Below are 14,390 nucleotides of genomic sequence, written 5' to 3' on the forward strand. Positions count from 1 at the left end.
GAGAGCTTGCCAGCTTTACATTCCGGTAACAAACAGCTAAATTCAGACCGACTAATCAGTCGGTCATTTTTCATGCGGAGAACAACATGGGTGCGGCGCAGCTTCAACACACTCCCGAGGATATCCTCGCCATCAAGCTCTCCTTGCCGGATCAGCTGGCACGGCTCAAGCGGGCGAGTCTGGCTCACCCCATGCCCACCCTGGCAGAACGCCGGGCACAGCTGACCAAACTCAAGCAGGCGCTGCTCGCCCACAAGGGAGATCTGTGCAAGGCGCTGGCAGCGGATTATGGCCAGCGCAGCCACTACGACAGCCTGATCGCCGATGTGCTGCCCTGCATCATGCAGATCAACTACACCCAGAAACGGCTCAAGCGCTGGATGCAGCCTCACCGCCGCCACACCGGCCTGCTGCTAGCCCCCGCCCGGGTCGAGGTGCACTTCCAGCCGCTCGGGGTGGTCGGCATCATAGTGCCGTGGAATTTTCCGGTGATGCTGAGCCTTGGCCCCCTCATCACCGCCATCGCGGCGGGCAACCGGGCGATGCTGAAACTCTCCGAATTCACTCCCCATACCAACGCCGTGCTGCGCACCATGCTCACCAGCGTGTTTGACGAGCACGAGATCGCCATCATCGAGGGGGATGCCCAGATGGCGGCCGCGTTCAGCTCGCTGCCGTTCGATCACCTGCTCTTTACCGGCTCCACCATGGTGGGCAAGCTGGTGATGGCCGCGGCGGCACCCCAGCTCACCTCGCTGACACTGGAGCTGGGTGGCAAGAGCCCCTGCCTCATCGCCCCCGACATGCCGGTGGCCACCGCGGTCGAGCGGATGATCTTCGGCAAGAGCCTCAACGCCGGGCAGATCTGCGTCGCCCCCGACTATGTGCTGCTGCCCCGCAGCGAGGTGGGGCACTTTATCGCCGCCTATCGCAGCCACTTCAGCAAGCTCTACCCGCAGGGGCTCAATAGTGCCGACTACGGCGCCATCATCAACGATCGCCAGTATCAGCGCCTCGTCAGCTGGCTCGATGAAGCCGAGCAGGCCGGTGCCGAGCTCCACCCCTGTGGCAGCCCTGCCCGTGACGACCAGCGTCGCCTGCTGGTGCCCCACTTGCTGACCGGGGTGCCCCATCATTGTCAGGTGATGCAGCAGGAGATCTTCGGCCCGCTGCTGCCGCTGATCCCCTACGACACGCTGGAGGAGGCGCTCGCCTATGTGGCCGAGCGGCCCCGCCCGCTGGCCCTCTATTTGATGAGCTTCGACCCCGGGCTGCAGGCGCGGGTGACCCGGGAGACCCACTCCGGCGGCATGGCGATCAACGAGAGCCTGTTTCAGGTGGCCGCCGATGATGTGCCGTTTGGCGGCATCGGCGCCTCCGGCATGGGCCACTACCACGGCCACGAAGGGTTCCTCACCTTCTCCAAGGCGAAAACCGTGCTGACCCGCGGCAAGTTCACTACCGGCTCCCTGATCCACCCGCCCTACCACAGCTGGATCCAGAAGCTGATGATGGCCTTCTTCCTGCGCTGATGGAGACGACCATGAACCAGGCCATCCCAGCGCCACCAGCCATGACCGACAAACGCCGCCAGATCCTGGATGCCGCCCTCGCCCTCTGCGCCGAAGATGGCCTGCAGGGCGCCGCCACCGCCCGTATCGCCAAGGCGGCCGGGGTAGCCAACGGCACCCTGTTCCACCACTTTCCGAGCAAGGAGGCGCTGATCCTCCAGCTCTATCAGGATGTGAAAACCCGGATGGGGGCCGCCATCCATGAAGCAGACCCCACCCTGCCGCTGTACGACCAGACCCGCCACTACTGGCAACTGGCGATGGAGTGGATGCAGGCTAACCCCAATGAACTCAAATTTGTGCTGGGTTTCTTTCACTCCCCGCTGCTGGCCAGACCGGCCCGCAGCCAGATCCTGAACGATGCCCTGCGCTTTCTGCCCGCCCTGCTGGCAAAGGGGCAGGCCAGCGGCGAGCTGATGCAGGCTCCCGCGCCACTGTTGCTGGAGGTGTGTCAGGGCCAGTTCCTCGCCTGCGCATCACTGTTTGTCGATCAACCGGAGCTGGGACAGGACGACTACTGGCAAGCCAGTGCGTTCGCCCTCTTCTGGTCAGCCATATCAGGAGCCAATCCCCATGCAAACAAGGATGTTTGAATCTGCGGCCGCCCTTGGCCGCCACCTCTGGATCATCACCCTGCTCTGGGTGGTGGGTCGCACCCTCTGCCGCGCCGCCCGCACCGACGAGGCGGTGCGCCGCGAATTGGCGCCGTTGCCGGACGGGCTGGCGATCCGCCTTGAAGTGGGCGGCATCGGCTACGCCATGAACATGCACAAGCAGGGTGGCCGCTGGTATCCCGGTCCGCCAGTCGCTCCGCATGCCACCATCCATCCACTGCGGGTGCGCTTCAAGCACCCCAATATCGCCTTTCGCACCCTGAGCTTTCGGCTCGGGGTCAATCAGGCGTTTGGTGAAAACCGGCTGTTGGTGGAGGGGGATCTGACCGTCGCCATGCAACTGGTGCGGGGGCTCGAGCAGATGCAGTCCCTGATCCTGCCCGCCTTTATCGCGCGGCCCCTGCTGCGCCACTATCCCGTCCCGACCAACAAATTCGGCCGGGCCTGCAACATCTATCTGGGTCTGGTGACCGGCTAACGCGCAAGGAGCCTTGAAATGAGCCGCTATTACGATTTCTTCTGCCCGGTCAAACTGCTGGCCGGTGAACAGGCGCTGGAGCAGCTGGCCAGCGAGCTGGCCAGCCTCGGGGCGCGTCGCCCGCTGCTGCTGACCGACAAGGGGGTCAATGCCACCGGTCTTGCCACCCTGCTTGCCAATGTGCTGGCCGAGGGGGATCTGCCGGTTGCCGCCATTTGGGATGAGATCCCGGCCGACTCCTCCACCGCCGTGGTGGAGCGGATCGCCAAGCGCTATCGCGAGCTCGACTGTGACAGTCTGGTGGCGCTGGGGGGCGGTTCGGTGATCGACACCGCCAAAGCGGTGAACATTCTCACTTCCATGGGGGGGGATCATCTGCTCGACTACTCGGGTGCCGGTTGCCTGACTCGTCCCCTCAAGCCGCTGGCGGTGGTGCCCACCACGGCGGGCACAGGATCAGAAGTCACCCTGGTGGCGGTGATCAAGGATGAGGCGAGCGGGCGCAAGGTGCCCTTCACCTCCCCCTTCCTGCTGCCCCAGCTGGCGGTGCTCGACCCGCGCCTGACCCAGGGGCTGCCCCTCAATATCACCGCCGCCACCGCCATGGATGCCATGACCCATGCCATCGAGGCCTTTATCGGCACCGCCAAGAACCCGGTGAGCGATGCGCTGGCCCTGATGGCGGTGGAGAAGATAGCCAGCGCCCTGCCGCAAATCATCCACGATCCGCAGAACAAACAGCTACGGCTGCAACTGGCGGAAGGCTCCACCCTGGCTGGCATGGCTTTCTCCAACTCCATGGTGGGGCTGGTGCACGCCCTCGGCCACAGTCTGGGGGCCCGTTGCCATCTGCCCCACGGGCTGTGCATGAACCTCTTTTTGCCCACCGTGCTCGACTACAACCGCCCCGAGGTGGATAACGAGCTGGCCCGGCTGCTGTTGCCGCTGGTGGGGGCCGAGCGCTTTGCCGCCACTCCGGCCCACCAGCGGGCGGAGGCGACCATCACCGCCATTCGCACCCTGCGCGATACCTTGTGGCAGGCGGTCAAGCTGCCGCGCACCATGAGCGAAGCGGGGGTAAGCGATCGCTCGCTACTGACCGAGATACGCGATCTGGCGCTCAACGACGGCGCCATGCTGTTCAATCGCAAGGACGCCGACCGTGAGCAGTTACTTACCCTGCTGGAGCGGGCCTGGGCCTGATCCTGCCCCCTTGCCAGCACTCTTGGCTGACACTAATGCGGTGCCCGACTAGCAATCGGGCATCTTGATCTACCTCGCGATATTCACACCACACCATGCCAAAGCACATGATATTGGCCACGGGCTCTCATTATCTGTTCTATACCTTGGCTAACAGTTATGTTGTGCCGAGAGACCCAACTTTATGCCAGAGGTGCCCACCATGAGCGACATCATTCATCAGGCCAACCAGCAGCAGTTCATCTGTATGGTGGAGGGGAAAGAGTCGAGACTGCGCTACCGGCGGCTCGATGCCAAAACCATCGATGCCTACAGCACCTTTGTGCCGCCCGAGCTGCGGGTACAGGGGATTGCCGATCAGCTGGCGCGCGCCTTCTTCAACTGGACTCAGGCGGAGGGGCTCACTATAGTGCCGAGCTGCCGTTACATTGATGTCTGGTTACGCCGCAATGCCAACAACTGAACCTCTGAATACCGCCCTCGAACAGCAATACCAAGCCAAAACCGAAGCCCTGCTGCGGGCTGATCCGCAGCGGATGGCCTGCCTGCAAGCCGCGGCCGAACTCAATCTGCCCGACTGGGCGCTGGGAGCCGGTTTTATCCGCAACCTCATCTGGGATCACCTTCACCACAAGGCGGTGCCCACCCCGCTCAACGATATCGACCTTATCTATCTCGATAAAAACGATCCGCAAGGATTGGCCGAGGCGGAACACGAAGCCTGGCTAGCCAAACGGCTGCCGGGTCAGCAGTGGGAGGTGCGCAATCAGGCCCGTATGCACACGCGCCAGCTGGTGGCGCCGTTTGCCAACAGTCTGGAGGCGCTGAGCCACTGGGTCGAAGTGCCGACCTGCATCGGAGTTCGCCTCACCCGGGATGGCGAGTTCGAATGGCTCGCCCCCTACGGCTTTGCCATCAACTGGTCGCTGCAAGTGAGTGCCAACCCCAGATGTCGCCAGGACAAACAGATTTTTACCCAGCGCATCAAGGAGAAACGCTGGCAGGCTATCTGGCCTGACCTTCAGGTAAACTGGCCATAACCTGATTGCAATCTTTCGATAACCTTGGGCACACTAGGGGAAAAGCTGGTTGTAACTCAATGGGTTAAATAATGCGCGACTTCTTCTCTCTCGAACGCTGGCTACCGGGCCTCGCCGCCCTGCTGCAATACCAGCGCGCCTGGTTGATGCCAGACCTTCGCGCCGGACTCTCGGTGGCGGCCGTGGCGCTGCCTGTCGCCATCGCTTATGCCGAACTCGCCGGGGTGGGCGCCATCGTCGGCCTCTACTCCTGCATCCTGCCCATGCTGGTCTACGCCCTGTTTGGCACCTCCCGCCAGCTGATTGTCGGCCCCGATGCCGCCACCTGCGCGGTCATTGCCGCCGTTGTGACGCCGCTAGCCGCAGGCGACCCGACCCGTCACTGGCAACTGGTGATGACCATGACCGCCATGACCGGCTTCTGGTGCCTGATTGCCAGCCGCTTCAAGCTGGGAGTGCTGGCGGACTTCCTCTCCCGCCCGATCCTGATGGGGCTGCTCAACGGGGTGGCCATCACCATCATGGTGGGCCAGCTCTCCAAGATCTTCGGCTTCACCTTTAGCGAACGTTACCTCATCGAGCGGATCGCCAGCGGGGCCACCTATATTACCCAGACCCATCTACCGACCCTGGCCATGAGTCTGGTGGCCCTGCTTACCCTGCTGCTGGCCAAGCGCTACAAACCGGCATGGCCCTCCTCCATGGTGGCCATGGTGGTGACCGCTGCGCTGGTGTGGGGCTTCAATCTCGGCCAGTTTGATATCGCCACCCTGGGGGCGGTGGGTTCCGGCCTGCCCGCCTTCCAGATGCCGGAATTTCCTCCCGGCCTGATGCGGGAGCTGGTGCTGCCTGCGCTTAACCTAGCCATGGTGAGCTTCGTCTCCATGATGCTGACCGCCCGCAGCTTTGCCGCCAAAAACGGCTATGAGATAGACGCGGACAAGGAGTTTCGGGCCCTTGGCATGGCGAACCTCGCCTCTGCGGTCTCGCAAGGCTTTGCCATCAGCGGGGCAGATTCACGCACCGCGGTCAACGATGCTAACGGCGGCAAGAGCCAGCTGGTCTCCATCATCGCCGCGGCAGTGATCGCCCTCATCACCTTCTATCTGACGGCGCCGCTCAAATACATTCCCACCGCCGCCCTCGGGGTGGTGCTGGTGATGGCCTCCCTGTCGCTCACCGATTTTCGCGGCCTCTGGGCGCTGCGCAACTCCGATCGTTCCGCGTTCTGGCTGGCACTGGTCACCTTTATCAGCGTGCTCACCATGGGGGTGATCCCGGGGATCACCCTCGCCGTGCTGCTGGGGCTGTTCCAGTTCCTGCGCAATGTGATGCGCCCCACCGATCAGTTGCTCGGCATGGATGACGAGGGGGTGGTGCGCACCTTGGGAGACAACGAGCTGGCCAAGGCGATCCCGGGCATTCTGGTCTATCGCTTCAACTCGCCGCTCACCTACTTCAACGCCCCCTACTTCAAGCGGCGGGTGCTGGCCTTGCTGGTGCAGGATCCCCACAATCCCAAGTGTCTGGTGATCGACGCGGTGGCCTGTTTCACCCATCAGGACATCAGCGTGATGAGCATGGTGGGGGAGCTGCACAAGGATCTGAAACGGCGCGGCATCCATATGGTGATGGCGGGCCGCCATGGCCAGATGACCCACTGGCTCAAGCAGGCGGGCGTGCGGGTGGGCGATGAAGGGATCATCCTCTGCCCGGATATGTATCAGGCGCTGCGCATGACCCGCTGCTACCGCGAGCCGGTGTTCAGGGATGATGCTGTGGTGGAGAGCACGACCGATGCCATCCGCTCACACTGGCCGCAGGATGATGCCCTGCCCGACTCGGCACGCCTCACCCTGCCGAGCGAACAGGAGGCGGGCGCCACCCCTGCCTGATCCCTTGGCCCGATCCTCTGGCCGGGCAATCCTGCACAAGGATTGCACCGGCCTTTACCTTGGTGTTAAATGCGCCCCCAGAGGGCACTCCCCCGTGCCCTCCCAGCTGTTGGACATGCCATGCAATCTCAATCCCACGCAGGCCCGGGCACCCTCTTTGCGCTGACCTGGCCGCTCTTTATCGATCTCGCCCTGCACTTTCTGACCGGCGCCCTCAACACCTTCATGGTGGGTCACGTCTCCTATCAGGGAGTGGCCGCGCTGGCGGTCGGCAATCAGGTGTTCGATCTCGCCATCACATTGTTCAGCTTCGTCAGCATCGGTACCAGCGTGGTGATAACCCAGTATCTGGGCGCGGGCGATCGGGAGAAGAGCCGGGTGGTGATCCACACCGCCATCGGCTTCAACCTGCTGATCGGGCTGGTGGCCGCCATCGGCGTGATGGCGGGGGCCAGCACCATGCTGGCGCTGATGAACCTGCCCGCCAACCTGATGAGCGACGCGACGCTTTACTTGCAGATCATCGGTCTCTGCCTGTTGCCGGAGGCCGCAGCCCTCTGTCTGGCGGCCACCCTGCGCGCCCACGGCCACACCCGTCAGGCGATGTATGTGACCCTGATCGTCAACCTCATCACCTTCGTCGGCAACCTGTTGCTGCTCTACGGCTGGTTCGGCCTGCCCCAGCTGGGAGTAGCCGGTGTCGCCATCAGCACAGTGGCTGGCCGACTGGTCGGCGTGGTGCTACTGGTGTGGCTGGTGGCCCGCAAGACCGGCATTCGACTGGTGGTGCGCGATATAGTCCACCCCAGCCGCGAGATGCTGGGCAAGGTGCTCCATATCGGCCTGCCTGCGGCGGGGGAAAACCTCTCCTGGATGCTGCAGTTTATGGTGGTGACAGCCTTTGTCGGATTGTTGGGTGACAAGGCGCTGGCAACCCAATCCTACTTCTTCCAGATCTGCCTGTTTATCCTGCTGTTTGGCCTCTCCATCGGCCTTGGCAACGAGATCATCATCGGCCATCTGGCGGGCGCCAGACAGTTCGATCGCGCCTATCAACAGTTGCTCAAGAGCCTCAAGCTGGGGCTGGCGGTCACCTGCGTCATCGCCGTGGCGGCGGCCCTCAATGGCCGCACCATCATCAGCCTCTTTACCGATGATGCCGACATCATCACCCAGGTGGCACAACTGTTTCTTATCAGCCTTATCCTCGAGCCCGGCCGCACCTTCAATCTGGTGGTGATCAACGCCCTGCGGGCCACCGGGGATGCCCGTTTCCCGCTCTACATGGCGTTGCTCTCCATGTGGGGAATTGCCGTGCCACTCTCCTATTTCCTCGGTATCATGCAGGGCTATGGACTGGTCGGTATCTGGCTGGCGCTGGCCTGCGACGAGTGGGTGCGCGGTCTGGCCATGTTCTGGCGCTGGCGCAGTCGTCGCTGGCAAAACAAAATTCTTGTTGAAACAAAAGCGGAATCACAATGAAGAAGATAGGACTCTTGCTGGCTGCCATCCTGCTCAGCCCCCTGGCCATGGCGCAAACTGCCCCTGCCGCTCCCAAGGCTCAAGCCACCCAGACCTGGTATGTGGCCCCCATCGCCATCGATGAAACCAGCGACGCCCAGAAGGCGCTGACCAAGGACTTCATGGCCCAGATGATCAAGACCATCAAGATCAACGAGTACCAGACCGGCAAGGCGGTGGGCAACACCAAAAAGCCCAAGTGGCTGATCCGCACCAAGCTGATGCCCGCCAGCAACGAGCCGCTGGTCGGCAAGAAGCACCCTCAGGGTCTCACCTACGGCAAGGGCAACCCGACCCAGGAGATCGTCGGCGAGCTGCTGATGAACGGCACCCTGGTAGCCCACATCGGTCAGGGCTGGCGTGAGCCAATCGTCCCGGGCACGCCGGTGGCTGACAAGCTCTCCATCGCCAACTATCGCTACGCCATCGGGGATCAGGCCAAGTCGGCCGATCTCGAAGAGCTGGCCGCCCAGATTGGCTTTGAAGCGGGCAAGGTGATCCACCGCGATGGCAAGCCGCTGCCCGAGAAGAAAAAGAAAAAAGAGCCGGCGGACGAAGAAAAACAGTAACGTCGCCAGCACCCAGACAAAGGGGCCACACGGCCCCTTTGTTGATCCTGTCCCCTCACGCCAGCGCCGCCCCTGTTGTGACTTACCGCACAGTTTTGTGCACCATTCAGATTGATAAATCACTTATTTTGTTTTAATTCAACAACTTATAAACATCCCGCCAAATACTCCAAATGATTGCCCCCAAATTCGATCAGGATCACATTTATCCCCGGCACTAAGGGGTAGCTTTGGTCTTACAGGCACAATCAAACGAAACCAAGGAGGTTCCATTACATGTTCCCAGAGTACAGAGAACTCATCTCGAAACTGAAGAGCAGTGATGTCCATTTCCAGAAGAAGTTTGACTTGCACAACGACCTGGATGCGGAGATTAGAAAGTTGGAAAAGCATCACGCCAGCGACTATAGCGCCGAGGTGAGGGATCTGAAAAAACAGAAACTCAAACTGAAAGAGGAGATATACGACATCCTCAAACAACATCCACACTAGATGCCTCGAAGAATACCCGGATAAGCAATTTATCCTCCAGCCCGGCCCAAGAGCCGGGCTTTTTGTCGTTTCAGTCAATTAGTTGGCGCCCGTGCCTACCGACATTGCCGGTTGTTTGTTACATTTCCCTTTGGAATTCAAGGTATAACGGTGATGGTAACATGAGCATAAAACGATCCTTTTATCATCTCTTGCTGCTTTGCCTGTTCGCATTGAACCACCCCCTGCGGGCTCAGGAGCCTGAGCTGGAGCTGTGGCACTCCCAGCAGGCCGGTTACGTGATCGACGAGGTGATCGCCCGCTTCAATCAAGAAGGCAACCACAGCGTGCGGGTCACCCAGATCGAACCGGGCAAGATCAAGGCGGATCTCCTGCTGGCGGCGCAAGCCAGGGGGCTGCCCGATCTGATGCTGATCCCGTCCGACTTTATCGGTCTCTATCGCCAGATGGCCCTCGCCCCCCTCCCCGCCGAGTGGTTTTCCCCCGTACTGATGGCCAGCGCCCTGCGTTATGTCACCCTCGACAGCCAACGCTGGGGCATGCCCATGATGCAGGGCAACCACCTGATGCTGTTTTACAACAAGAAGCTGGTCTCGGCGCCGGTGACCCAATGGCAGCAACTGGCTGCCATCACTCCGGCCCTCAAGGCCAAGGGGGTCTACCCCGTCAGCTGGCCCTATCACGACATGTACTACTTCGCCGCCTTTTTGCACACCTTTGGCGGCTCGCCGGTGACCGAAGGGCGCATCACCCTCGACACCCCGGCCATGGTGCAGGCACTGGAGGCCTACCGCACCGTCGCCAGCGAGCAGTGGATCGATCCCGACTGCGACTATGACGCCGCCCTCGCCCGCTTCAACGAAGGCAAGAGTGCCTACCTCATCAACGGAGACTGGGCTTTCAATGATCTGGTGAAAAACATGGGGGATCAGCTGGGGGTCGCCCTGCTGCCCCACTGGCAGACGCGCCCCATGCACTCCATGAGCGGCGCCTACGTGATGGGCGCCTCCCGCTGGGCGATGGACGATGAGGACCGGCAGCCCGTCATCAAGGCGCTGATGGCCTTTCTCCAGCGTGAGGATATCCAGCAGTTCATCTATCGACAGGGGGCACTGTTGCCGGTCAATCAGCAGGCCTTTGCCACCATCAGCCACAACCCCACGCCTCGGGAAAAAGTGCTGCTGGAACAGTTCACCCTCACCACCCCCATGCCCTCCGACAGCGCCATGTCCATTGCCTGGCAAGCGATGGATAAAGGGTTCGAGCGCTTTAAAGAGGGGATCAGTGCCGCCGACACCGCCCGCTACATGCAACAGCTGGCCGATCAGCAGTACCGACAGGTCAAAGCACCATGAACCATCGCACCGTTCGGCTCGGCCCGACCCTCATCATCATTCTGTTCACCGTGGCCCTGCTGCCAGCGCTGCTGGCCAGCGTGGTGCTGCTGACCCGCCAGCACCAGATCATCGCCCAGAGCGAGCAGTCACAGCTGGAGCGGGCCCTCACCAGCATGACTCGCGAAGCCCGTTTTCGCAGCGAGATGATCGGCACCCAGATCAATCAGCTCAGTCAGGATCGGGTGCTCCATCAGGCCCTCGACAACTTCCTTTTCTCCAGCCATGCCCGGCTGGCACTGGCCGCCTTCATCAAGTCCAACAGCCTGCTCACCTCGGCCTATCTCATCGATGACAAGGGGCTGGTGGTGGAGTACATCAATGGCCAGGCCTCCCACCTCGAATCGAGCAATCTGATGCCGCAGCTGATGGCCTGGAGCAAGACCCGCGAGGCGAAACAGGGCAAGCATCTGCTACTGCCCGTCGATGATCCCGTGCTGGTCGGCGACATGGAGCAAAACCGCAGCGGCGGGCTGGCACTGGTGGCCCCCATCTATCGCAATCACCAGCGCGCAGGGGTGATGCAGACCCCTTCCGGCTTCGTGATGGCCATCCTCCCCTGGCGACAGATGGCCCAACTGCTGGAGCCCTATCTCAAGGGGAGCGAATATCTGGTGATCTCCCAGGGCAAGAACCGTCTCTACGAAGGGGCTCACCAGAGCGCCAACGCAATGGATGACAGGGAGCCAAGCAAGATGGCGCAACCCCTGGTCATCGGCTGGCCCCAGTTGGAGCAGGAGATCACCCCCACCATCACCCTCTACAGCTACAGCGATGACAGGGTCAGCGAGCTCAACAAATCCCAGCAGCTGCTGACCGGCAGCATTGTCGGCATGTTGCTGCTGGTGGCCATCGGCTGCGTCTGGCTCACCCGCTGGCTCACCCGACCGCTGCGCTCGCTGGCCGCGCTGGTGCGCAGCTATGGCAAGGGCAACTACCAGCAACAGCAAGCACCGCTGCGCTTTGTGGAGTACGACGAGGTACGCCAGTTGCTGCAGGAGATGGCCTACACCATCTCGGCCCAGGTACGGGCGCTCTACCAGCAAAACGAACAGCTGCAGCGCGCCAATAGCGAGAAAGAGGCGTTCAACCAGCGGCTGCTCGGTTTCAACGACGAGCTGGAGCAAGAGGTGGCCTCGCAAACGACAGCCCTGCGCTCGGCCCTGAGCCGGGAGGAGCGCAGCCGCCATATCCTGCAATCCTGGCTGCAGTTCGGCCTGCACCAGCAGCTGGATATCGATATTGCCGAGCTGGCCAGCTCCGCCCTGCTGCAGCTATCCCAGCTCTATCCCGGCCACCGCTGGGGGCTGGTGATCCGCCGCGACGGAGAGCCTCACTACTCCCTGACCCAGGGGGTGGATGCCCCCTTGCGGGATGCCCTGCAGGAGAAGCTAGCCCAGCTGATAGATGAAGAGATCAGACACTCCGAATGCCTGTGGGATAACACGCTCTGGAAGATCATGACCCTGCCCGGCAGCCAGAGCGGCGTGCTGTTTGGCTATCTGATGGTGAGCGCCGAAGGGTTGGAGTCCGAAGACAGGGCCATCTTGCGGCTGTTTGCCAAGCAGCTGGCGGTGGGTATCGAAGGACGCCTCTTCACCGACGAGCTGGCGCGGGTCGCCCGCACCGACAATCTCACCGGGTTACCCAACCGGCAGGCGTTCGAAGAGGCCTTCCATCACTATCAGGCGGTGCTGGCGCGCCATCCCGAGCGTCACCTCGCCCTGTTCATGCTCGATCTCAACGGCCTCAAGCGCACCAACGACCAGTATGGGCACGAAGCAGGCGATGCCCTGCTGATCCAGATGGCTCGCCAGCTGCGCACCCTCTGCCGTCAGGATGAGAAGATCTTTCGCATCGGCGGCGACGAGTTCGTGCTGCTGGCGGAGGCCGATCACCTTGCCAGTCAGCGGCTGGCAGCCCGACTGGAAGCAAGCCAGCACCACGCCACCGTGCAGCATGGCGAGCACAGCTTCCCGCTGCGTTTTGCCATCGGCTGGAGCAGCAGCGACCAGACCCCGCTGGCAGAGCTGAGCCGGGTGGCAGACGATGCCATGTATGCCGACAAGGCGCGCTTCTATCAGGAGCAGCAGTAAAACCGGATGCCTCCGGCGTTGGCGAGCCTTTCGCCAACCCCCTGATGACCTCGCAAAAATGGCGCGCAACGCTAGACGCGGCGCGGGCCATGACTAAGATAGGGGCTCTTGATGTTTCGATTCGGAAGGGAGTAGGAAATGGAGTTAGTACTTGGCCCGCTGGAGGCCCGCGTCATCGGCTGTCTGATTGAAAAAGAGATCTGCACCCCGGATCAATATCCCCTCTCCCTTAATGCGCTGGTCAACGCCTGCAACCAGAAGAGCAACCGCGAGCCGGTGCTGGAGCTCTCCGAGCTCGATATCCGCGCCGTGGTGGACGAGCTGATCCGCAAGCGGCTGGTGGTCAACACCGCCGGCTTCAACGCCCGGGTGCCCCGCTACCAGCACAGGTTCTGCAACACCGAATTTGGCGAGCTGAAATTCAGCGCCCAGGAGCTCGGCATCGTCTGCGAGCTGCTGCTGCGCGGCCCGCAAACCCCGGGGGAGCTGCGCTCACGCACCAACCGCCTCTGCAGCTTCGATGATGTCACCGAAGTGGATGCGGTGCTCGGCGCCCTTATCGAGCGTGGCCCCTACGTGGTCAAGCTGCCGCGCGAGCCGGGCAAGCGCGAATCCCGCTACGCTCACCTGTTCAGCGGCGAAGTGGATATTCAGGCGATGATGGATGCCGCCCCCGCCGCAGCCTATGCCTCCCCTGCGGCGGATCGCCTGAGCGAGCTGGAGCAGGAGGTGAGCGAGCTCAAGAGCCGTCTCGCCGCCATGGAAGCACGGCTGGCCGCACTGGATGGTCAGGGCTGATCGCTTTTACCATCGCCAATCTCTATCAGGGAGCCGGGGCTGATGTCCCCGGCTCCCTGCGTTTTTTCATCGTGAGGAAGTGCCCGTGATCACCCTGATTAAAGAGTCTGACCACCAGAAGATGCCCTGGAAAAACCAGCAGGGCACCACCAGCCAGATCCTCATCTCCCCCAAAGGGAGCAGCCTTGCCAAACTCGACTTTGACTATCGACTGAGCTCGGCCCCCATCAAGAGCGCGGGCCCCTTCTCCCCCTTTCCCGGCTATCAGCGCATTTTGCTGCCGGTGAGCGGGGCTGGCTTTGTGCTCAACGGCCACCCCTACGCCACCTTCGAGGCGGCGCACTTTAGCGGCGATGAGGAGACCCACTGCGAGCTGCTGAAAAAAGAGGTGACCGATCTGGGGCTTATCTACCATCCGGATCGCATCAGCGCCAACGTGCGGGTGCTAAACCTCCCCTTCCCGCTGACCCTTACCCTCGAGCCAGAGAAGACCTACCTCTGCCACCTGCTGAGCGGCCAGCTGACCGTGCAGGGCAAAGAGGTGGCCATCAACGAGACACTGGTGGTAACCGGAGAAGAGAGCATTCACTTCGAATGCCAGAAGAAGACCGCCATCGCCTTCTTTACCCTGCAGGCTAAATAGCGCGAAAGTCGGTGAAAGTCGGCGGGCATGCAGCCATGTTATGCCACGCTACACACAAACAATAGAGATGAAAAAG

At 61.9% G+C, this 14,390-nt stretch carries 14 protein-coding genes; all 14 read left to right on the forward strand.

Translation table 11 applies throughout. From position 1 onward, the window contains the following. Positions 1–86 precede the first annotated feature (86 nt). The 14 genes from I6G90_RS08450 (at position 87) to I6G90_RS08515 (ending at position 14,314) form a co-directional block, all read left to right on the forward strand. Entirely contained in the window at positions 87–1,532 is a 1,446-nt protein-coding gene (locus I6G90_RS08450; protein ID WP_197930739.1) for a coniferyl aldehyde dehydrogenase, read from the forward strand. An 11-nt stretch (positions 1,533–1,543) separates the two neighbouring features. Further along, positions 1,544–2,164 (forward strand): TetR/AcrR family transcriptional regulator, encoded by a 621-nt coding sequence (locus tag I6G90_RS08455; protein WP_197930740.1) that lies wholly within the window; start codon positions 1,544–1,546, stop codon positions 2,162–2,164. Then, the gene (locus tag I6G90_RS08460) at positions 2,145–2,663 is read left to right on the forward strand and encodes a hypothetical protein (RefSeq protein WP_197930741.1); all 519 of its coding nucleotides are present in this window, start codon (positions 2,145–2,147) and stop codon (positions 2,661–2,663) included. Before I6G90_RS08455 ends, I6G90_RS08460 begins: the two co-directional genes overlap by 20 nt. 18 nt (positions 2,664–2,681) lie before the next feature. Then, entirely contained in the window at positions 2,682–3,866 is a 1,185-nt protein-coding gene (locus I6G90_RS08465) for an iron-containing alcohol dehydrogenase (protein WP_197930743.1), read from the forward strand. 202 nt (positions 3,867–4,068) lie between these two features. Further along, a complete protein-coding gene (locus I6G90_RS08470) occupies positions 4,069–4,329 on the forward strand; it encodes a GNAT family N-acetyltransferase (protein WP_005337747.1) in 261 nt (86 codons plus the stop codon). Beyond that, positions 4,316–4,906: a nucleotidyltransferase family protein gene (locus I6G90_RS08475; RefSeq protein WP_139708929.1), complete on the forward strand. Its 591-nt coding sequence runs from the start codon at positions 4,316–4,318 to the stop codon at positions 4,904–4,906. Before I6G90_RS08470 ends, I6G90_RS08475 begins: the two co-directional genes overlap by 14 nt. Positions 4,907–4,977: 71 nt before the next feature. Then, the gene (locus tag I6G90_RS08480) at positions 4,978–6,801 is read left to right on the forward strand and encodes a SulP family inorganic anion transporter (protein ID WP_197930745.1); all 1,824 of its coding nucleotides are present in this window, start codon (positions 4,978–4,980) and stop codon (positions 6,799–6,801) included. Between the two features lie 120 nt (positions 6,802–6,921). Further along, a complete protein-coding gene (locus I6G90_RS08485; RefSeq protein WP_042057867.1) occupies positions 6,922–8,283 on the forward strand; it encodes an MATE family efflux transporter in 1,362 nt (453 codons plus the stop codon). Further along, the gene (locus tag I6G90_RS08490; protein ID WP_111805811.1) at positions 8,280–8,891 is read left to right on the forward strand and encodes a hypothetical protein; all 612 of its coding nucleotides are present in this window, start codon (positions 8,280–8,282) and stop codon (positions 8,889–8,891) included. Before I6G90_RS08485 ends, I6G90_RS08490 begins: the two co-directional genes overlap by 4 nt. Before the next feature lie 276 nt (positions 8,892–9,167). Further along, positions 9,168–9,383 (forward strand): YdcH family protein, encoded by a 216-nt coding sequence (locus I6G90_RS08495; RefSeq protein ID WP_042057872.1) that lies wholly within the window; start codon positions 9,168–9,170, stop codon positions 9,381–9,383. A gap of 161 nt (positions 9,384–9,544) precedes the next feature. Then, positions 9,545–10,738, forward strand: a complete 1,194-nt coding sequence (locus I6G90_RS08500; RefSeq protein WP_197930747.1) for a sugar ABC transporter substrate-binding protein — start codon at positions 9,545–9,547, stop codon at positions 10,736–10,738. Continuing rightward, complete coding sequence (locus I6G90_RS08505) at positions 10,735–12,873, forward strand: GGDEF domain-containing protein (RefSeq protein ID WP_197930755.1); 2,139 nt, start codon at positions 10,735–10,737, stop codon at positions 12,871–12,873. The genes I6G90_RS08500 and I6G90_RS08505 overlap by 4 nt, the downstream gene beginning before the upstream one ends. A gap of 138 nt (positions 12,874–13,011) precedes the next feature. Then, the gene (locus I6G90_RS08510; RefSeq protein ID WP_042057879.1) at positions 13,012–13,671 is read left to right on the forward strand and encodes a YceH family protein; all 660 of its coding nucleotides are present in this window, start codon (positions 13,012–13,014) and stop codon (positions 13,669–13,671) included. Positions 13,672–13,756: 85 nt separating this feature from the next. After that, positions 13,757–14,314 carry a HutD family protein gene (locus tag I6G90_RS08515; RefSeq protein WP_103250621.1) on the forward strand — a complete coding sequence of 186 codons (558 nt, stop codon included), beginning with the start codon at positions 13,757–13,759 and terminating at the stop codon, positions 14,312–14,314. Positions 14,315–14,390: the final 76 nt, after the last annotated feature.

The organism is Aeromonas allosaccharophila (genome assembly GCF_016026615.1).
In the GTDB taxonomy this organism is placed as follows: Bacteria; Pseudomonadota; Gammaproteobacteria; order Enterobacterales; family Aeromonadaceae; genus Aeromonas; species Aeromonas allosaccharophila.